We start from the raw sequence: 18,593 nt of genomic DNA on the forward strand, positions 1-18,593 counted from the left end.
CTCTGCATCGTGTGCGGGGCTACCCAGACCGGATACAGCCGATACGTCGCCATCGGGGACAGCCAGACCGAGGGGTTGTGGGATGGCAACGACGCGATCGGCTGCCTCGGGTTTGCCGACCGGCTCGCGGCGATGATCGATTCGCACTACCCGGGCCTGCACTACGCCAACCTGGCGATCCGCGGCAAGCTGGTGGCCGACGTCCTGCGCGAGCAGGTCCCGCCGACGCTGGCGATGCGACCCGACCTGGTCACCGTGTGCATCGGCATGAACGACGTGATCCAGCCGGGAAACTCGTTCGGCCGTGCCCTCACCGACCTCGCGGAGCTGTATGCCGCGCTCGCCGGATCGGGTGCGACGGTGGTGACCACCACCTTCCCGAACGTCGCGCAATTCCTGCCACTCGGGCGGCTGGTGTCCGGGCGGCTCACCCGCATCAACGACGCCATCCGGGCGGCCGCCGGCCAATACGGCTTCCGGCTGGTGGACCTCTACGACGTGCCTTCGATGCGGGACCTGGACACCTGGGACATCGACCGCGTGCATGCGTCCACCAAGGGACACATCCTGTTCGCCGAGGCCGCCGCCGAGGCCCTCAATTTGCCTGGCAGCAACCATGATTGGGCCGAAGCGAGCGGCAGCCCGACGCGGCTGTCGTTCAAATCCCGCACCTATGGCCAGCTGCGCTGGACGCAGCAGAAGTTCATGCCGTGGGTGTGGCGCCGGCTGCGCGGCATGTCTTCGGCCGACGGGCGGGTGCCCAAGCGTCCGCGGCTCGAGCCGCTCAGCGCGCCCAGCGAGGACATAGCGGCGCGGTTCCTGCGCCGGTCAGGCATCCTTGACCCATGAGTGTGGAGGCTCTGCTGCAGTCCATCCCGCCACTGCTGGTCTACCTGGTGGTCGGCGGTGTGGTCGGCGTGGAAAGCCTGGGCGTTCCCCTTCCCGGCGAGATCGTGCTGGTCAGCGCCGCGCTGATGTCGTCGCACCATGACCTGGCCGTCAACCCCGTCGGCGTGGGCGTCGCCGCGGTGATCGGTGCCGTCATCGGCGACTCGATCGGCTACGCGATCGGTCGCCGGTTCGGCCTGCCGCTGTTCGACCGGCTCGGCCGGCGGTTCCCCAGGCACTTCGGGCCTGGACACGTCGCGCTCGCCGAGAAGCTGTTCAACCGCTGGGGGGTTCGGGCGGTGTTCTTCGGCCGCTTCATCGCGCTGCTGCGGATCTTCGCCGGGCCGCTGGCCGGCGCGCTGAAGATGCATTACCGACGGTTCCTGGCGGCCAACGTGTCGGGGGCGATCTGCTGGGCGGGCGGCACCACCGCCCTGGTCTATTTCGCCGGCGTGGCCGCCGAACGCTGGATGCAGCGGTTCTCCTGGGTCGCGCTGGTCGTCGCGATCGTGTGCGGCCTCATCGCCGCCTTCGCGTTGCGGGAGCGCACGTCGCGCATGATCGCCGAGCTCGAGGAAGAGCACTACCGAAAAACCGGCACCACGGCCGCCGACGCCGCCTGAGGCCGCGGCTAACCGACCGCCTCGCCGACGTCCTCCGGCGCCACCGGCCGATGCTCCTCGATCAGCGCGCAGGCCATCCTGCGGGCCCGCACGGCGGCGTCCAGGTCACCCACCGCGGCCAGCACGATGGCGCCCTTCATCAGGATGTGCCACGACGAGGCGAAGTCCTCCACGTCGATCAGCCCGGCCGCGACGGCGCGCTGCCGCACGATGTCGCGGACGTGTTCGATGTGGACGATGCAGGCCTGCCCGGCCGGGTGATCAACCCCCAACTCGAGCAGCACGTTGATGAACGAGCAGCCTTCGTATGCGTCGTGGTGCTGGAACCATTCGTGCAGGACGTCGAACATGGCGAGCAACTGCTGCTCGGGCGTCGCGCCCCGCTGCCGCGACTGCTCCTCGATCAGGCCGTGCGTCCAGACCTCCTCCCGCCGTTGCAGCACGGCCAGGACGAGGTCGTCCTTGGTCGCGAAATGACGGTAGAGGGTGGCCCTGGCCACGCCGGCCCGCTCGATGACCTCGTCGGTGCCGACAGCGCGGATCCCGCGCCGGCTGAACAACTCGTAAGCCGCGGTCAGGATCCGTTCACGGGCCGAGGCGACCTGCGTCGGGACATCGTGGCTGGTCATACGCGCCTTACCATACTCTTAGGCGCCCGCATGTAGACAGACCGCCCTGTCTCGTTATACAAATGAGATTCGCACGTCGCGAAGAATTCGTCTTAAGTCAGCAGGACGGGCACCATCCCGACGCCCCGCGTCGGTCGATTAGGGAGTCCACCATGAGCCCCGTTATTGTTGCCGAACAGATGTCCAGCCCACCACCTCTGACGCTCAGCACGCGGCTGGTTTACGAGCTGGGCGATCCCCACAGCACCCTGCGGGCGACCACCGACCGCAACGGCGCGGCCGTGCTGATCAACGCCGGCGGCGAGGTCGACGCCTGCAACGAGCACACCTGGCGCCGGCTGGTCAGCGAGGCGGCCGGCGTGGTCATTCCGCCCGGCCCCTTCGTGGTCGACGTGACGGGGCTGGATTTCATGGGCTGCTGCGCCTTCGCGGTGCTCGCCGACGAGGCGCAACGGTGTCGAGACCGCGGCATCGAGTTGCGCCTGGTGAGCCACGAGCCGATCGTCGCCCGGATCGTCGACGCGTGCGGGCTCAACGCCATCCTGCCCATCTACCCGACCGCGGACGCCGCGCTGGCGTCGGCCGCTCGCTGGTGAGCTGAGCGACTCCGGATTTTCAGGGCCTGACTTGGGGCCCACCGTCGGTGTGGAGGAGGAGTTCCTCCTCGTCGACCCGCGGACGGGCGAACCGGCCCCCCGCAACGCCGCCGTCGCCGCGGAGGCGAAGCGGCGGGGCGTCGAGCTGCAGCTGGAACTGAGCAGCTGCCAGGTGGAGACCGCCACCGGCGTGGCGGCGAGCAGCGCGGAACTCGCCGAGGAGCTCGACCGGCTGCGGCGCGCCGCGGCGCAGGCCGCCGAGGCCGCCGGCGTTCGGCTGCTGGCCGCGGGCCTGCCGCCCGCCACCCCGCACGAATTTCCCGTCACCGACACGCCGCGCTACCGCCGGATCGGCGCGCAGTTCGGGATGATCGCCCACGAGCAGGGCATCTGCGGATGCCATGTGCACGTGCAGGTGCCCGACCGCGCGTCCGCCATCCACGTCAGCAACTGGCTGCGGCCGTGGCTGCCGTCTTTGCTTGCGCTGTCGGCCAATTCGCCGGTGTACCGCAACGCCGACAGCGGTCACGCGAGTTGGCGCAGCGTGCTGTGGCGACGCTGGCCGGCCGCCGGGCCGCCGCCGTTCTTCCCCACGCCCGACGACTACGACCGCGCGGTAGCCATGCTGGTCGACACCGGGGTGATCCTGGATCGGGACATGATCTATTGGGACGTGCGGCCGTCGGCGGACTTCCCGACCGTCGAGGTGCGCGTCGCGGACGTGCCGGCGACGGTCGAGGAGACCGTGCTGCTCGCCACGCTGGTCCGGGCAGCGGTGATGACGGCGCTGAGCGCGCGCGACGAAGGCCCCCGAGAAGGTGACGTGCTGGGGCGCCTGCCACCCGGTGCGCTGCGGGCCGCCTACTGGAAGGCCGCCCACGACGGGCTGGCGGGGCGCTCGCTCGATCTGATCCACGGCCGCGGGGCGGTGCCGGCGCACGAGCTGCTGGGCGCGCTGGTGCAGCGGGTGCGCCCGGCGCTGGAGGCGCTGGGCGAATACGACCGCGCCGCAGCCGAACTGGACCGCATCGCCGCCCGGGGCAACGGCGCGATGCGGCAGCTGCGGGCGTGGCGGAGGCGCCACGACGTGCTGGACGTGGTCGCCGAGGCCACCGTCAGGCCACGCTGAGCAGGCGATACAGCCCGATCAGCCCGACCACCACGATGGTGGAGCGCAACGCGGTCGGCGACAGCCGGCGCCCGTAGCGCGCCCCGACCACTCCCCCGAGCAGCGAGCCCGCCGCGATCAGCCCGGCCACCGGCCAGCTGATCCGGTGGTATGCCACCAGCGAATAGCTCACCGCCGCAACGACATTCACCACCAACGTCAGCAGGTTCTTGGCCGCGTTCATGCGCTGCACCGACTCGGGCAGCAGCGCGCCCATGATGCCGACCAGCAGGATGCCCTGCGCGGCGGTGAAGTAGCCGCCGTAGACCCCGACCGCGAAGGTCCCCAGCACCAGCACCGCCATCCGGGCCGGCGTGATGTGTTCGGGCGAACGCCCGGCATCCTCCGCGCGCCGGGCGGCCCAGAACTGCAGCTTCGGTCCGATCACCACCAGCACCAGGGCCAGCACCAACAGCACCGGGACGATCTCGGTGAACACCTTCGCGGGGAGATGCAGCAGCAGGAACGCGCCCAGTACCGCGCCGGCCAGCGACGCGGGCAGCTGCCAGCGCAACCGGTTCCACTGCCCGGCCAGCTCGGCGCGATACCCCCAGGTGCCCGACACGTTGCCGGCCACCAGGCCGACCGCGTTGGACATGGTGGCGGTGACCGGCGGGTAGCCGAGCGCGACGAGCGTCGGGAACGTGACCAGGGTGCCCGAGCCGACGAGGGCGTTGATGGCGCCGGCGGCGAAACCGGCCAGGGCGATCAAAACCATATGGGAGAGCAGCACTTCCGCACAGCCTAGTCGGCCGGCGGGCCGATCGCCCTATCCGTCAGACGTGAGGTGCCTCTCGTCCACGGTCGACGCCGGTGCGCAGCTTGACCGACGCCGAGTACGCGAGGCTGCGAAAGCGCAGCACCGGGTCGTCGGAGGGTTCGATGCCGTCGGTCACCCGCATCGGGTCGAACACGACGATGTCGCCGCCGTGCTCGCGCTCGGTGTCCAGGCCGGTGATCTCCAGGGTGCCGACGAGGACGGTGTCGGAACTGCGCCAGGCCGCCGACGGGTCGACGGTCGAGTCCTCCGGCCCGGCGACCTGCACGCGGAAGTCGAACAGGACCGGGCCGCCCGCCAGCCGGTGGTTGAGCTCGCGGTGCAGAAAGTCGGGATCTTTGCCCTTGGCGGCCGACGCCGACAAAAACTGCTGACCCGCCGCCGGGACCAGGTGGTAGCGCACGAATCGCGAGCTGCCGTCGGCGGCGACCCAGCGGAACGCGTGCAGCCCGTGGTACTCGGTGGTGGCGTAGCTTGCCGGAATCCTGTTGGCGTCGCGCAGGATCGGCAGCGCGCCGATCAGCCGCGGGTGGGTGAGGAAGTATCCGGCCATCCGCAGCGGCATCGCCGGACCGGGCCGCATGGCCTTGAGCAGGTCGACGAACCCGTCAGGCGTGCTCGAGACGAACAGCCGCGCGGTCTGCGTCGACACGTCGGTGGTGGAGCCGTCGGGCAGCGTCAGCTTCACCGCCATCCCCCGCACCCCGGGCAGGCCGTCCGGCTGCTTCGGGTTGCCCGACCCGTTGGAGAACCGGAACAGCGCCGGCACCGGCGAACCGTCGAGGTGCCTGGCGCGGGAGAGCGTGGCCGCGTCGGGGGTGGCGGTGAACCTGCCGCGGTACAGCGTGCCTTTGGCGTGCAACGCGCGAGCGCCGGGCTGCGCGCCGCCGGTGCCGCGGATCGCGTCGATCGCCTCGTCGGGAGTGACCATGCGCGAATCTTAAGGCGCTAGTCGGGGAAGCCGAAGAGTTTGACGACGCCGTGATCGCGACCCGCGGTGTAGCCGCCGTCGACGGCGATGGCCTGGCCGCTGACGAACGAGGCGTCGGGCGACAGCAGGAACGCCGCCGTCGCCGCCACCTCCTCGGGTTGGCCCAGCCGCTGCAGCGCGTGCTCCTCGGTGATCGAGGCCAGCGGGCCTTCCATCCCCGGCAGCCCGAAAACGTTTCGGGCCATAGGGGTTTCGATGAAGCCGGGGCAGATGGAGTTGGCGCGGATGCCGCTCGGCCCGTAGTCCAGGGCGATGTTCTTGGTCAGCAGGACGACGCCGCCCTTGGCCGCGTTGTACGAGCTCCCGCCCGCCGTGCCCTCCAGGCCCTCGATGCTGGCCACGGTGACGATCGAGCCGCGTTCGCCGTCGAGGCGGGGTTGCTCGATCATCTTGGCCAGCGCCGCCTTGGCCATCAGGAAGGTCCCGGTGAGGTTGATCCCGATCACCCGATCCCATTCCTTGCGGTCGAGCAGGTGCACCGGGCCGCCGCCGGCCACCCCGGCCGCGTGGAAGAGGCCGTCGAGGCGGTCGGGCACGGCGGCCAGCACCGCGGCGATGGCGTCCTCGTCGGTGACGTCGGCGGTGACGAACCGGAACTGCGGGCCGAGGTCGGGCGGGTCGGCGAGGTCGGCGCCGACGACGGTGCCGCCCTCGGCCAGCAGGCGCCGCGCGGTGGCCAGCCCGATGCCCGACGCCGCGCCCGTCACGACGAAGGTGCGGGACCGCGCTCGATCGGCGTTGATCATGGCAGTGATAGTGGCACAGACGCCGCAGGGTGTGCGTCAGCGGCGTCGCGTGTGGCCCCAGGGCGGGAAAGCCGAATTTCCGCCGTGTGCGCACACTCAAAGCCCTCAGGGCACACTCATTGTGTGGAACACACACGCACCGCGACCGAAACGCTCGCCGGGTTCGTCGAGCGACACGCCCACCGACGACCCGACGACGTCGCGATGCGCTTCGGCGATCGGCAGTGGTCCTGGGCGCAGTGGGCGTCACGCATTCGGCGCGCGGCGGGGGCGCTCCTCGAGGCCGGCGTACGCCGCGGCGACTGCGTGGCGTTCCTCGACAAGAATCACCCGGCCTGCCTGGAGATCCTGTTCGGTGCGGCGTCGATCGGCGCGGTCACCACCGTCGTCAACTGGCGCCTGACCGGCGACGAGCTCGCCCACGTGCTCGAGGACAGCCGTCCCCGTTTGCTTTTCGTCGGCGCCGAGCTGCGTCCGGTGATCGAGGCGACCGCTTCCGCGGAACGGATCGTGGTGGTCGACGACGAGTACGAATCCCTGCTCGCCGCGGCAACTCCGGTGGCGCCCGAGGCCGTCGACGAGGACGACATCGCGCTGATCATCTACAGCTCCGGCACCACCGGGCGGCCAAAGGGTGTGCTGCTGAGCCAGCGGGCCCTGGCCAACCACGCGGCCAACCTCGCACCGGCGTTCCCCTTCGACGACGGCGACGCAAACCTGGTGTGCATGCCCCTGTTCCACGTCGGTGGCATCGGCTATGCCCTGTTCGGCATCCGGGCGGGCGCCCCGACGATCATGACCCGCGAGCCCGACGCCGCCGCGTTGATCGGTGCCGTGCGGGCCGGCGCGACGCACGCGTTCTTCGTGCCGCCGGTGATCGCGCGATTCCTTCAGGCCGGCGACACGGCGACCGCGGCCGTCGCCGGCCTGCGCTACATCGTGTACGGGGCCGCGCCCATGCCGCTGCCGTTGCTGCACCGCGCGCTCGAGACCTGGCCGGAGACGAACTTCGTGCAGGTGTACGGGCAGACCGAAGTGTGCGGGGCGGTCACCGCGCTCGGCGACGCCGACCACCGCGACCCCGACCGGCCGCATCTGCAACTGGCGGCCGGAAAGGCCGTGCTGGGCTGCGAGATTCGGGTGGTCCATCCCGAGACCGGTGACGTGCTGCCGCCCGGGGAGCCGGGCGAGATCTGGGTGCGCAGCAACCAGAACATGACCGGCTACCTGAATCGGCCCGACGCGACCGCCGAGACGATCACCGCCGACGACTGGGTGCGCACCGGCGACATCGGGCGCCTGGACGCCGACGGCTACGTCTACATCGAGGACCGGCTCAAGGACATGATCATCACCGGCGGCGAGAACGTGTACGGGCCGGAAGTGGAGAGCGTGTTGATCGAGCACCCCGCCGTCGCCGACGCGGCGATCATCGGCGTTCCCGACGACTACTGGGGTGAATCGGTCAAGGCGATCGTCGTTCCCAGCGCGGAGGTCGATGCCGATGACATCATCGCGTTCTGCCGCCGGCACCTGGCCGGTTACAAATGCCCGCGGACGGTGGACTTCGTGCCGTCGCTGCCGCGTAACCCCAGCGGTAAGATCCTCAAAGCAGCGCTGCGGGAACCATTTTGGCGAGGGAGGGCGCGCAATGTTTGACGCGGGGCGGCGCGATTGCGCGATCAGCGTGCTGGGCGGTCCCACGACCGTCGTCGACATCGCGGGCCGCCGGCTGGTGATGGACCCGACGTTCGATCCGCCGGGCGAACACGCCTACCTGACCAAGCTGACCGGGCCCGCGGTGGGCGCCGAGGAGCTGGGCCCGGTGGACGCCGTCCTGATCAGCCACGATCAGCATCCCGACAACCTCGACGACGACGGCCGCCGGATGGCGCTGGCGGCGCCGCTGGTGCTGACCCATCCCGGCGCCGCCGGGCGGTTGGGGCCACCGGCGGTCGGTGTGCCGGCGTGGGAGTCCTACGACCTGCCCGGTGGATCGGGACGCCTTGCGGCGCAGGCGGTTCCGGCGGTGCACGGCCCGGCCGACGGGCAGCGCGACGCCGGCGGCCACGTCAACTGCGAGGTGACGGGGTTCGTGCTGTCCGGGCCGGGTCTGCCGACCGTGTACCTCAGCGGCGACAACGCCTCGTTGAGCGCGGTCAAGGACGTCGCCGACCGGGTCGGCGCGATCGACGTCGCCGTGCTGTTCGCCGGGGCGGCGACCGTGCCGGCCAAGGAGCGGGGCCGGCCGTTGACGCTGACCTCGGCGCGCGCGGCCGCGGCCGCCGAGGTGCTCGGCGCGAAGGTGGTGATCCCGGCCCACGTCGACGGCTGGGCCCATTTCAGCGAGGGCGTCGACGACTTCGCCGCGGCATTCGACGCAGCCGGGATCGGTAACCTGCTGCGGGTGGCCGCCCACGGCGAGTGGATCGACCTATAGCCGCCCCTCGGCGCGCAGCTCCGGATGCACCCAGTCCGGCGAGCGCCGCTCCTTGAAGGCGCGGAAGCCCTCCCGGGCCTCGGCATCGCTGAGGCTGGCGGTCATGCCGATGCGGTCGTACAGGCCGAGGTAGTTGTCGATGCTGGACTTGATCACGCCGCGGGCGCGCGGCGCGGTCCGGCAGGCTTGGGCCAGTAGATCTTTCGCCGCGGTGAGCAGGGTCTCGTGCGGGACCACCCGGGTGACCAGGCCCCAGTCGAGGGCTTCGACCGCGGTGAGCACCCGGCCGGTGAACATCAGGTCACGGGTGCGGACCGGCCCGATCAGCCGGGCGAGCATCTGGCTGTAGTAGGTGTCGGCGTAGCCGCGGAACAACTCGGGCACCCGGAAGGTGGCCCGCTCGCTGACCACGGACAGGTCGCTGCACAGCGCGATCTGCATGCCGCCGCCCTGGCACAGCCCGTTGACCGCCGAGACGACGGGCTTGGCCGAGGTCCGCACCGCGTCGAACGGCGTGACGTCCATGCCCAGGGCGGAGCCGAAGGTCATCCAGTCGTCGGTTCCTCCCCCGCCGCCCATGTCGCCGCCGGGCGCGAAGATCTCGCCCGTTCCGGTGATCAGCAGCCCGGCCAGGTCAGGGTCCTCGTTGACCCGACCTACGGCGCAACGAATCCCGAAGTACATCGCGGGCGTGAAGGCGTTCTTGGCTTCCGGGCGGTCGATCGTGCACAGCGCGATCGGCCCCTGCCGCTCGAATCTCAGGTACGGGGTGCCCAGCCAGTCGCCCTCGGGAGGGCGGGGGCTACTGTCCTGGGTGGCCACGGGGCTCCTCTCGTCGGCGTGACATCGCGCCCCAAGACTGTAACGCCCGCTATGCGTACTGCAGCGTCGCGGTTCGGATGGTCTGCGCGGCGTCGGCGACCAGGGTGGCCAGCTGGTTCTGCAGGGCGGACGTGGCCTCGGCCACCGATTTGTCGCAGAAACGACAGTGGATCTTGAACTGCGGCTGGTCGTCTTCGTCCGGCCAGAAGCGGCGCGCGCCGACTTGGGCACCGGGGTCGAATTGAACCGCCTGATGCGGGGCTTCCTTCACGATCCTGCCCACGGGGTGGCGCTGCGGGCATTCGAGCTTCAGCACGCCGATCCCCTCTTGGTTGGCTGCCATGTTCGCCATCCTTTGCGTCTTGGTCCGGTACTGCCGATTGCACATTAAAGCGTTGCAGCGGCGGGAACAGTCGATCACGTTTGGACACGGCGTCGCACCGCTCGGGTCGCACTTTGCGCGGGGCGGGAACCGCCGGCGCAGAAACGCGACCTCCTCGTCGGTGGATCCGCAGGAGCTCCGGCTGCGGGGGCGAACGTCCAGGGGGCCGTTTCTTAACGGCGTGCCAACGCTGGCTGACGGGCGCACGACGTCACGGGCGCGTCCTAGCCGGTTCACCGGAAAAAGGTACATGCGTGCCACAAAAACGTTGCGCAATCGATACCGAATCGCTTAACTTGAGCACGGGGGGATTCACGTCACACGCGCGGGCACGATGTGGCGCATATCCCGGCATGGCCAGGGAGGCGGTCGCAACATGATGCGGCCGGCCTGAAGGAAGGGATAGCTCGTTGTCAGGACCAGAACCGGCCGCGCGGCCGGTCAGCCTTGTGCCCGTACACCGCACGTCGCGCACCGTCGACGACGATCGCGGTTGGGTCTCGAAGGCGCTGTGCCGAAAAATGGATCCCGACGAGATGTTCGTCCGGGGGGCTGCACAACGTAGGGCCGCGGTGTTGTGCCGCCACTGCCCTGTGCTGCAAGAGTGCGGGGCGGATGCGCTCGACAACAAGGTCGAGTTCGGGATCTGGGGAGGCATGACCGAGCGCCAGCGCAGGGCATTGCTCAAGCGGCACCCGGAGGTCGTCTCGTGGACTGACTTCTTCGACAAGCGCAACTCCCGCTCCGTCGGGTAGGCGGCCCCGGCCGCCGCAAGCCTGGCGGCGTTTGAATTCCTCGTTACGAAATTATTACAGCTGGCGGCGGTGCTCATTTACGATGCGCCACGGCACATGAAGGTCATCGAGGGCCGTTTGGGGCTGCCTGCCTGATTGGACGAGTCGCCGCCCCGCCGGCTGATGCGTGGCGACCCCGGGTCAGATTCGGTGCGCGGCTTGGATGAATTGTGCGGCGCGTTCGCCGATGACGACGCAGGGCGCCATGGTGTTGGCGGTGCTGATGCGGGGCATGATCGATGCGTCGGCGACGCGCAGGCCCTCGATGCCGTACACCTTGAGGTGTCCGTCGACCACCGACATCGGGTCGCGGCCCATCTTCGCCGTACCGCACTCGTGCCAGTAGGTGGTGACGGCGTCACGCAAATAGGTCTCCAACTCGGCGCCGCGCAGGTCGCCCGGCATGACCTCGCGCACGACGAACGGCCGCAGCTCCGGGGAGTTTCCGATCTCGCGCAGGGTTTCGACGCAGGCGATGGCGGTCTTGAGGTCTTCGGGGTCCGCGAGCGCGTTGGCTTCGATTCGAATGGGATCGGTCGGGTCGGGACCTGACAGCCTTAGCCGACCGCGGCTGTACGGGTGCGCGGGCGAGCCGAACAGGACCCAGCTGTTTTGCGGGAGGCCGTATTTCGCGGCGTTTTCCGCGGTGGCTTTCGGGAATGGGCCTGAACATGCGAACAGGTCCGGCCCCTGGGCGTCGGCCGCCCCGGAGTCCCAGAACATCGTCGCCCCGACCTGAGTGCTGCCCTGGATGTTCTCGGGAAACTCCCACACGCAGTCGAACCCGAAGTGGTCCTGAAGGTTGCGCCCGACGCCGGGCAGGTGCTGGCGCACGGTGAGGCCTACTCGGCGCAATTCGTCTTGGTCTCCGATGCCGGACTGCATCAGCACCTTTGGTGTGTGAATGGCGCCGAGCGACAGGACGACCTCGGCGTCGGCGGCTACCCGGTGCACGGTGCCGCCATGGACGACCTCGACACCGGCGGCCCGGTTGCCTTCCAGGATCACGCGGGTGACCAGTGCGTGCGGGACCACGGCCAGGTTCGGCTGCTGCCGGCGTGGGGCGGTGTAGGTGCGAAACACCGACAGGCGTTCCTGGTCGCGCCAGCGCAGGTCGGCGATGGCGGCGCCGCGGGTCTCCTCCATCAGGGGCCCGTTGGGGCTTTGGTAACTGGGGATCCCCAGTGCCCGCGCCGCTTCCAACGTCGCCGCCGCGAGCGGATGCGCGCCGGGTGCCGGTTGTACGAACACCGGGCCGCCCCTGCCCCGATGGTTTGGCTCGCCGGTGCCGCGCCAATCCTCGATCCGCCGGTACAGATCGAGGGTCGCCTCGTATCCCCAGACCGGTTCACCGGATTCGGCAGCGTAGTGGTCCCAGTCGCTGCGGTGTCCGCGCGCCCAGATCATCAGGTTGATGCTGGATCCGCCGCCGAGCACTTTACCCATCGAAAACGCGATCGCGCGGCCATGAAGCCGCGGGTCCGGCTCGGAGATGAATCCCCAATCGCGTTCGCTGCCAAGGTTGGACGGCCATTGGTTTGCGTCGGTCACGCTGGGGACGTCGTCGCTGCCGCCGGCCTCCAAAAGTAAGACCTTGATGTCGGGGTTCTCGGCCAGCCGGCCGGCGATCACCGATCCTGACGACCCAGCACCACACACGACGATGTCGTAACGCGGCTCCAACACAGTATCCACAAAGACCTCCTGACTCACCAGCTGGGTATATGGGCAGATACCTAGATTCACGCACGGAAAAGACGCGCGGTTCAATCACACTCGAAAAATGTGCCGCGGCCACTGAACGCGTACGCCCGCAACGCTTTACGCGGGTACCGCCCGCGGGTCGAACCGCGGCGGCCACGATGGCCAATCGGCCGCGGATTGGTAGGCGTGGCCGACGCGCAGCACGGTGGCCTCGTCGAAGGGCCCGCCCACCACCTGCAGACCGATCGGTAGCCCGGCGGCGGTGAAACCGCAGGGCACCGACAACGCCGGCAGGCCGGCAAGGTTCGCGGGGGCGGAGTATCGGATGTACGCCTGCACCGGGTCCTCGGTGACCCCGTCCGGCCACGTCACCTCCGGCTTGCCGGCGTCCATCGCCGCGACCGGCACCGTCGGCAGCGTCAGTTCGAACGGTTGCATGTGCTCAGGCCGCCGCCGTCTGGAGCCCGAGCGTGGCGCGCAGCCAGCGGCCCATCTCGGCGATCGCGCGGTCGACCTCCTCGACGCGGCCCGCCCCCATGATGAAGGAGTGCTGCCCCTCGTCGACCCGCCGGACGAGGACGTCATTGCCCGCGTCCTTCGCGCGCCGGGAGAAGGCGACGGCGTCGGAGGCGAGCAGTTCGTATTCGCCGTAGTACACCGCCGTCGGGGGCAGCCCGGACAGGTCGGCCCCGAGCAGATGCACTCGCGGATCGGTGAATTCCAGGCCGGTTCCATCAAGCCAGCACGACCGGAACAGTTCCAGTAGTCCGCGCGTGAGCAGCTTGTCCCGCTCGGCGTTGGTCTCGATGGATTCGCCCGACAGCGTGACGTCGGTCCACGGCGAGATGGACAGCACGGCGCCGGGCAGCGCCTCACCCCGATCACGCAGCCGCAGCGCGAGTTCGACCGCGAGATAGCCGCCGATCGAGTGGCCGACACTGCCGATCTTGTCGGGCCGGTAGCCCTGGTCGAGCAGCCAGCGGTAGGCGGTGTCCACGTCGTCGACCTGCGCCGGGTACTTGTGCTCCGGGGACCGCCGGAAGTTCAGCACCAGCGACCGCACGCCGGCCGCTTTCGCGATGTGCGCGGCAGCTTTTCGGTCCGAATGCATGGACATCAGCACGCTGCCGCCCATGTGCGTGTGCAGCAGCACCGATTCGGGGTCGCTGTCGAGCGGTATGCACCACAGGGCCTCGACTCCGCCGGCGTCCACCTCGGCGTAGGTCACGCCTTCGGGCTCCTTGGTCGCCAGGTGGATGTTCTCGGTGACGTCACGGATCGTCTCCAGCTCGAAGTTGGGATTCGAGGATCGCCGGCCGATCTCGGCGTAGAAGTCGGCGAACTCGACCGCCTGCTGGCTTGCCATGCTTTTTCCTTCCGTCGGACTATAGAATAACGATCACTATATAACGATCGCTATCCCATGGCTAGTCCCTGAGCGATCCCGGAAAGTGTCTGCCGCGCTTCCGATTCGGTTCCCGCCGCGGACGCACTAGGTGGTCACTTGCCTGCCTGGCCCCGCCGTTGCTGATGGTCAGCCGCAAAGAAGGGTCCCCGGCGGGAACCGCGTAGCCGCGGCGTACCGGACGGCCGAATTTAAGGTGGATCGCCTTCGCCCCCGGCAGTCACTTCGCGGCCCACTCCGCCGCCGGGTTCGCGACGCTACCTCGATTAGGAGAAGTACGCGTCGAACGCGCCGACGTCGGTCAAATGCGCTGTGACCTCTGAGATCTTGTCGCCACGGATGGTGAGCACGTTGACCACGTCCTGGTCGAGCCGCTTGCCATTGTGCTCACCGGTGTCGTGCAACGTGACCGCGACGGTGTCCAGGCCGAAAGCGAATCCCTTCGGGGAGATATGCAGCCCGTACTGGGCGAAGGTGTCGGCCAGCCTCGTGACGTCGTCGATTCCGGTCGCCCGGCCAGACACCACGCTGGAACCCGGGATCGTCCAGGCAACGTCGGGCGTGGCGTGTTCGGCGATCCCCGCATGGTCGTCGTGCACGATGGCCGTCGCGAACGCGCCGACGATGGCACGCTGGCGCTGCGTGGCCGCAGCGTCATCGTCCGGCGTGGCGCTCGAATTGCCGCCCGGGACAACGCAAATCAAGGCCATGGCGACAGCGGGGCCTGCCAGGACAGGTTTCCAAGCACTCGGAGCCCGCATGCCGTCCCTCGTTATTTGCGCTTGCCGGGTGAAATGAGCCTGCCCGCGGTCTCACTCGCGGCGTCAAGCACCTCTGCCTGCGTGGCGGGGTCGGACATCGCGCGCGAGATCGACACCGCCCCCACCATCAGCGCGACGACGCTCCACGCCCGGCGCTCCCGGTCGGCACCGTCGAGCACCTCGGCCACCCGCCCCGCCAGCGCCGCGATCTTGTGTTCGTAGGCTTTGCGAGTGGACAGCCCCGCCCGTGCCACATCAGCACTCAGCGTCGGCATCACACAGCCGTCGCCCGGGTTTTCCACGTGGTAGGCGCTGAGGTACTCCGCGAGAAAGTCCTTCAGCTTCGACAGGCGCTCGGCCTTAGTTCCGGACTCCGTCTCGGAAACGAACGGCTCACCGACGGCGGCATCGATGATCGCCTCGAGCATCGCTTCCTTGTTGGCGAAGTTCGAATAGAACGCCCCGGAGGTCACGTCCGCCGCGGCGGCGAGCCCGTCCACCCCGATCCCGTTGAAGCCGGCGACCTTCATCGACCGCGTGCCGGCCCGCAGCAGCGCGGCGCGCGCCTTTATCTTCTGGTCTGCCGGATATCTCATAGCAAGACCTTTATAGCATAACTATCGCTATCATATGATCGAATGGCCGGACGCCAGGATTCGTCAACGGTCTTTGCGGTCCGACCATCGCCTCGCGCCGGCGTGAGCTTCCGCCGACGGCCGGCACGAAGCGGCAGGTCAAGACACATGGATTTTGCCCGTTCAGATGCGATCTGGAACCCGCCAAGATCGCAGAACGCGTGCCTGACCTGTACTGATGCGTGTGGTCCCGGCTGGGATCGAACCAGCGACCTTCCGCGTGTGAAGCTGAAGCGATGTCGGAAGCGAGACGTTCATGCTGGACGAACTGGACCAATCTTTGGGGTTCAGAACACGCGATACGAGCGGCGCGGCGGATGCGCAGCGGATGAATTCTTGCCTTCCGGCCTAACCCGCGCCACACCGGCCCAGCGGATCGATAACACCGTAGAGGCACCGTAGAGGGTGGGCACCCCGGAACAACGTGCCCGCCGCAGTGGCTGCCCGCCACTCGTCCGACGTGCATTGCCTGGTGCGCCTTGACCTGTTAGGCCGAACCGGCCCGGCGAGATTGCGCCTGCGGGTCCGGTTCGGTGTCACCGACGACCTGCCAACGTTGAGTTTGGCCCGCCCGGGCGGTCTTGATCGTTGGAACGGAGGTATCGAGTGACTCATCCGTCGGGTATTCCGGTGTTCGAAAGGTTCTTTCGCTCGGTCGCAGGCATCAAGATCGACAAAAACGACGTCCGTCGCTTCCGGGAGTTCGTCGATGAGCAGATCGATGACATTGCTGTCGCCGGGCGCAACTCGGCCAAGTGGAACAGGCGTGACATGGTTATGGTGCAGGACCTTCCGATCACCAAGGGCGTCCAGGAGCGAATGCGCGAATTCGATAAGCTCCAGGAGGCCGAGGAGATCCGTGAGCTGCTGCGCCAGGTGACGCGGCAACCACCGGGGGACGTCGCGTTCGCTGAGGACACAGAGCGGCTGCTGCCAGAGTTGTTCGGCGGGTTGAGTATCGCGCTGGCCCGTTCCTTTCGCGTGGTCGACGCGACGGTGTCCAACCCGTCGACTGAGCACTGGAATCGGGTGTTCACGCTATTTCGGCTGGTGTTCTGACGTCCGGCGGTCTCTCGCTTGTCGTGACTGACCCAGGGGAGGGAAGTCGCGGGCCCGCAATCGTCTCGACAGTGCAGACGTTCGGCCGCGCGGTTGAGGCATTCTTGCTCCGCCGCCGTACAGAACAGTGGGTAAGTTCAAGTTTCGTGTCACGTTGCCGGGCTACCTGCGTGCGGGCGGCATTGAGGCGTCTCGGCGTATGGCGTGCTGAAAGTTCATGTGCTGCAAGCGGAAGGCGCCAAGTCAAGCAGGATCATCGTGAGTGAGTCGGCCAACGGACCACCTCAGACACCGTTGCGCCGGGCTGCCGGTCAGCCATCGGGGTTGAGGAATCGCCACGCCCTTGTCGCGGCATGGAGGTTGAACCGGGTATCGACGTTGCGGAGGTCGTGGCCGGTGAGTTCGGCGATGCGCGCCAGCCGGTAGCGCAGCGTGCTGCGATGGATGTGCAGTGCTGCTGCGGATTCGTCATAGTTTCCGCCGCATTCCAGATAATCGCTGAGGGTCGGGACCAATTCGGAGTTCTTGCTCTCGTCGTAGTCCAGGAGTGTGCCCAGCCATTCGCGCACGAAGGCTTCGACCGTGCCGCCGCCGTGGGCAGCGTCGATGAGGCGGTAGAAACCAAGCTCGTCGAACGCCGCTGCGCCTTCCGGATTGGCCGAGCGCAGCCGGATGTTCAGGGCGCGAAGCGCCTCGGTGAAGGACCGCGGCAAGTCATCGGGCACTTCGCAACGAGTGCCGATGCCGATCACGGTGGGCGTCCCGTCGAGACGCTCATTGATAGCGTTGTGCAACGCGCGCGGGTCCGGGCGTCCGTCAGTGAGCAGGACAATCAGAGTCCCGTGGCGCCCTTGCAGGTAGTTCAGATGCAACGCGGTCACAGCGCGCCCGGCGGCGGTTGCCAGTCCGTTCTCTGCGCGACCGCCACCTTGGACCACCACCACATAGTGCGGGCGCCGCAGGTCATGGCCCAGGGCATCGGCGCGAGCGTAGGCCCCATCCCGGTCGGTGCCGGCCAACAGATCGTCGACCAACTCGCGTCGCAGATTGAGCTCGATCTCGGCGAGACTTCGCTTGTGGGAAAGCTCCGACGCTAACACCGTAGTGCCGTAGCGCAGGGCGAACAGGCTGTCCTCGGCCACCGTGTTGTCCGGGTCGTGGAACGCCAGGACCCCAAGAATCTCAGCTCGGGGCTGGACGAGCATGAGCACCCGGCCCCCAATCCGCGCCGGACCGTTCTGTGCCGATAGCTCGTGTAGCAATAGCTCGCGCTCGTCGGTGGTCTGTTTGGGGTACGGGTGGAGTTGTTTAGGGCCGCCCCAGCAGCGTAGGTTGCCAAACCTGTCCTCGAGCCCCACCGGCAATGCCGCCAGGTCATAGAGCGCATTCACGATGCCCTGCTCGCCCATTCCCGCCGCCGCGCTCAGAACCTCGTATATGTTCGTTCGCACTTGCAACTCCGAAACCGTTGTGGCGAGTTCGCGATTGGTTTCCTCCAGATCGCTGTTGGCCTGTCGCAGCTGCCCCGCGTGACCGACTTCGCGCTCGTGCATTGCAACGTATGCCAAGGCGGCACCGGCTTGTTGGGCAAGGATTCTCAGCAACAGGATCTGATTTTCCGGCGGTGCACTGACGGCACTAAGCACCAGGCAACCGTAGACGGTGCTGAGGTGGCTCAGCGAAAGCGCCCACCCCCACCCTCCGCCTTGTACATCGACCGGTCCATCGCAGCCGGACACGCGAAGGTGCCGTTCGATTTCGGGATGTTCGGGTTGGGAGGCTGGAATGCGAACGAACCCATCATCCGCGGACCGGTAGCTGGCGGCGACCTGACAGGACGCCAGGTCGCCAACGGCCGCGGCGGCCGCCTGGAAGATCTCGCCGACGTCGCAATCACTAAAGGCGACGCGCGAGAGCACAGCCAGACTCGCTGGCGAAACCTGTCCGGCTTGCCAGCTGCGTCCTCGTGGTCTCGGTGATCCGCCGTTCATGTTGAATTGGCCGTGCCGAGCTACTCCAGCTCTCGGGCAAAGGCGGAGTGTCCGCTGATGCGCTACTGGCGATGGCGTACCCACCGTAAGCGATCCGAACTGGTGTTCCCAGTCCAGAAGTGTCCACCCCGCAGCTGGTACCGACAGCCTACGCCCATTGTGGTGCCGCCAGGACGAATCA

20 protein-coding genes and 1 tRNA gene are annotated in these 18,593 nt (G+C 68.3%); 8 read left to right on the forward strand and 13 right to left on the reverse strand.

Annotation, left to right across the window (positions count from 1 at the left end):
* Window positions 1-9: 9 nt before the first annotated feature.
* Together A5705_RS10315 and A5705_RS10320 are read left to right on the forward strand one after the other, a co-directional pair.
* The gene (locus A5705_RS10315) at window positions 10-849 is read left to right on the forward strand and encodes an SGNH/GDSL hydrolase family protein (RefSeq protein WP_068277258.1); all 840 of its coding nucleotides are present in this window, start codon (window positions 10-12) and stop codon (window positions 847-849) included.
* Window positions 846-1,511 (forward strand): DedA family protein, encoded by a 666-nt coding sequence (locus tag A5705_RS10320; protein ID WP_067882342.1) that lies wholly within the window; start codon window positions 846-848, stop codon window positions 1,509-1,511. Before A5705_RS10315 ends, A5705_RS10320 begins: the two co-directional genes overlap by 4 nt.
* A gap of 8 nt (window positions 1,512-1,519) precedes the next feature.
* Here A5705_RS10320 and A5705_RS10325 read toward each other — a convergent pair whose 3' ends face one another.
* Window positions 1,520-2,140 (reverse strand): TetR/AcrR family transcriptional regulator, encoded by a 621-nt coding sequence (locus A5705_RS10325; RefSeq protein ID WP_067882344.1) that lies wholly within the window; start codon window positions 2,138-2,140, stop codon window positions 1,520-1,522.
* Window positions 2,141-2,292: 152 nt separating this feature from the next.
* On the opposite strand from A5705_RS10325, the gene A5705_RS10330 reads away from it, so the two are divergent.
* Window positions 2,293-2,736 (forward strand): anti-sigma factor antagonist, encoded by a 444-nt coding sequence (locus A5705_RS10330; protein ID WP_067882346.1) that lies wholly within the window; start codon window positions 2,293-2,295, stop codon window positions 2,734-2,736.
* A gap of 31 nt (window positions 2,737-2,767) precedes the next feature.
* On the forward strand, window positions 2,768-3,865 hold the full coding sequence (locus A5705_RS10335; protein ID WP_068277264.1) for a glutamate--cysteine ligase: 1,098 nt from the start codon (window positions 2,768-2,770) through the stop codon (window positions 3,863-3,865).
* On the opposite strand, the gene A5705_RS10340 is transcribed toward A5705_RS10335, so the two are convergent.
* From A5705_RS10340 to A5705_RS10350, 3 genes are read right to left on the reverse strand one after another with little or no spacing between them, the layout of a single operon-like run.
* Entirely contained in the window at window positions 3,852-4,622 is a 771-nt protein-coding gene (locus A5705_RS10340) for a sulfite exporter TauE/SafE family protein (protein ID WP_068277267.1), read from the reverse strand. The two genes, A5705_RS10335 and A5705_RS10340, sit on opposite strands and share 14 nt — an antisense overlap.
* Window positions 4,623-4,680: 58 nt before the next feature.
* A complete protein-coding gene (locus A5705_RS10345) occupies window positions 4,681-5,613 on the reverse strand; it encodes a catalase family peroxidase (protein ID WP_068277269.1) in 933 nt (310 codons plus the stop codon).
* A gap of 17 nt (window positions 5,614-5,630) precedes the next feature.
* Entirely contained in the window at window positions 5,631-6,419 is a 789-nt protein-coding gene (locus A5705_RS10350) for an SDR family NAD(P)-dependent oxidoreductase (RefSeq protein ID WP_068277270.1), read from the reverse strand.
* A gap of 123 nt (window positions 6,420-6,542) precedes the next feature.
* Here A5705_RS10350 and A5705_RS10355 point away from each other — a divergent pair, with 123 nt between their 5' ends.
* Window positions 6,543-8,078 carry a long-chain-fatty-acid--CoA ligase gene (locus A5705_RS10355; protein WP_067882361.1) on the forward strand — a complete coding sequence of 512 codons (1,536 nt, stop codon included), beginning with the start codon at window positions 6,543-6,545 and terminating at the stop codon, window positions 8,076-8,078.
* A complete protein-coding gene (locus A5705_RS10360) occupies window positions 8,071-8,859 on the forward strand; it encodes an MBL fold metallo-hydrolase (protein WP_067882364.1) in 789 nt (262 codons plus the stop codon). Before A5705_RS10355 ends, A5705_RS10360 begins: the two co-directional genes overlap by 8 nt.
* On the opposite strand, the gene A5705_RS10365 is transcribed toward A5705_RS10360, so the two are convergent.
* Window positions 8,854-9,681, reverse strand: coding sequence for an enoyl-CoA hydratase/isomerase family protein (locus A5705_RS10365; protein WP_067882366.1), 828 nt, complete (start codon window positions 9,679-9,681; stop codon window positions 8,854-8,856). The genes A5705_RS10360 and A5705_RS10365 overlap by 6 nt on opposite strands.
* A 49-nt stretch (window positions 9,682-9,730) precedes the next feature.
* Window positions 9,731-10,024, reverse strand: a complete 294-nt coding sequence (locus tag A5705_RS10370) for a hypothetical protein (protein ID WP_067882661.1) — start codon at window positions 10,022-10,024, stop codon at window positions 9,731-9,733.
* A 488-nt stretch (window positions 10,025-10,512) separates the two neighbouring features.
* Here A5705_RS10370 and A5705_RS10375 point away from each other — a divergent pair, with 488 nt between their 5' ends.
* Complete coding sequence (locus A5705_RS10375) at window positions 10,513-10,818, forward strand: WhiB family transcriptional regulator (RefSeq protein WP_255382361.1); 306 nt, start codon at window positions 10,513-10,515, stop codon at window positions 10,816-10,818.
* 180 nt (window positions 10,819-10,998) lie between these two features.
* Here A5705_RS10375 and A5705_RS10380 read toward each other — a convergent pair whose 3' ends face one another.
* The 6 genes from A5705_RS10380 to A5705_RS27745 form a co-directional block, all read right to left on the reverse strand.
* Window positions 10,999-12,552, reverse strand: coding sequence for a GMC family oxidoreductase (locus tag A5705_RS10380; protein WP_082956398.1), 1,554 nt, complete (start codon window positions 12,550-12,552; stop codon window positions 10,999-11,001).
* A gap of 126 nt (window positions 12,553-12,678) precedes the next feature.
* Window positions 12,679-12,999 carry an amidase family protein gene (locus tag A5705_RS10385; protein WP_067882375.1) on the reverse strand — a complete coding sequence of 107 codons (321 nt, stop codon included), beginning with the start codon at window positions 12,997-12,999 and terminating at the stop codon, window positions 12,679-12,681.
* Between the two features lie 4 nt (window positions 13,000-13,003).
* Window positions 13,004-13,927 (reverse strand): alpha/beta hydrolase fold domain-containing protein, encoded by a 924-nt coding sequence (locus A5705_RS28485; RefSeq protein WP_067882378.1) that lies wholly within the window; start codon window positions 13,925-13,927, stop codon window positions 13,004-13,006.
* Between the two features lie 305 nt (window positions 13,928-14,232).
* A complete protein-coding gene (locus A5705_RS10395) occupies window positions 14,233-14,676 on the reverse strand; it encodes a nuclear transport factor 2 family protein (protein ID WP_067882381.1) in 444 nt (147 codons plus the stop codon).
* 62 nt (window positions 14,677-14,738) lie between these two features.
* Window positions 14,739-15,323, reverse strand: coding sequence for a TetR/AcrR family transcriptional regulator (locus tag A5705_RS10400; RefSeq protein ID WP_067882384.1), 585 nt, complete (start codon window positions 15,321-15,323; stop codon window positions 14,739-14,741).
* Between the two features lie 224 nt (window positions 15,324-15,547).
* A tRNA-Val gene (locus tag A5705_RS27745) sits at window positions 15,548-15,637 on the reverse strand.
* A 331-nt stretch (window positions 15,638-15,968) separates the two neighbouring features.
* Here A5705_RS27745 and A5705_RS10405 point away from each other — a divergent pair.
* Window positions 15,969-16,421, forward strand: a complete 453-nt coding sequence (locus A5705_RS10405) for a DUF1931 family protein (RefSeq protein WP_067882387.1) — start codon at window positions 15,969-15,971, stop codon at window positions 16,419-16,421.
* A 311-nt stretch (window positions 16,422-16,732) separates the two neighbouring features.
* Here A5705_RS10405 and A5705_RS10410 read toward each other — a convergent pair whose 3' ends face one another.
* A complete protein-coding gene (locus A5705_RS10410; protein ID WP_231964379.1) occupies window positions 16,733-18,340 on the reverse strand; it encodes a CdaR family transcriptional regulator in 1,608 nt (535 codons plus the stop codon).
* Window positions 18,341-18,593: the final 253 nt, after the last annotated feature.

The organism is Mycobacterium sp. E787, assembly GCF_001668725.1.
In the GTDB taxonomy this organism is placed as follows: Bacteria; Actinomycetota; Actinomycetes; order Mycobacteriales; family Mycobacteriaceae; genus Mycobacterium.

Bases quoted from the DNA above. Each gene is read 5' to 3' on its own strand.
- A5705_RS10320 (WP_067882342.1), top strand. From the start codon at position 846: ATGAGTGTGGAGGCTCTGCTGCAGTCCATCCCGCCACTGCTGGTCTAC.
- A5705_RS10325 (WP_067882344.1), bottom strand. From the start codon at position 2,140: ATGACCAGCCACGATGTCCCGACGCAGGTCGCCTCGGCCCGTGAACGG.
- A5705_RS10330 (WP_067882346.1), top strand. From the start codon at position 2,293: ATGAGCCCCGTTATTGTTGCCGAACAGATGTCCAGCCCACCACCTCTG.
- A5705_RS10340 (WP_068277267.1), bottom strand. From the start codon at position 4,622: ATGGTTTTGATCGCCCTGGCCGGTTTCGCCGCCGGCGCCATCAACGCC.
- A5705_RS10345 (WP_068277269.1), bottom strand. From the start codon at position 5,613: ATGGTCACTCCCGACGAGGCGATCGACGCGATCCGCGGCACCGGCGGC.
- A5705_RS10350 (WP_068277270.1), bottom strand. From the start codon at position 6,419: ATGATCAACGCCGATCGAGCGCGGTCCCGCACCTTCGTCGTGACGGGC.
- A5705_RS10360 (WP_067882364.1), top strand. From the start codon at position 8,071: ATGTTTGACGCGGGGCGGCGCGATTGCGCGATCAGCGTGCTGGGCGGT.
- A5705_RS10370 (WP_067882661.1), bottom strand. From the start codon at position 10,024: ATGGCAGCCAACCAAGAGGGGATCGGCGTGCTGAAGCTCGAATGCCCG.
- A5705_RS10385 (WP_067882375.1), bottom strand. From the start codon at position 12,999: ATGCAACCGTTCGAACTGACGCTGCCGACGGTGCCGGTCGCGGCGATG.
- A5705_RS28485 (WP_067882378.1), bottom strand. From the start codon at position 13,927: ATGGCAAGCCAGCAGGCGGTCGAGTTCGCCGACTTCTACGCCGAGATC.
- A5705_RS10395 (WP_067882381.1), bottom strand. From the start codon at position 14,676: ATGGCCTTGATTTGCGTTGTCCCGGGCGGCAATTCGAGCGCCACGCCG.
- A5705_RS10400 (WP_067882384.1), bottom strand. From the start codon at position 15,323: ATGAGATATCCGGCAGACCAGAAGATAAAGGCGCGCGCCGCGCTGCTG.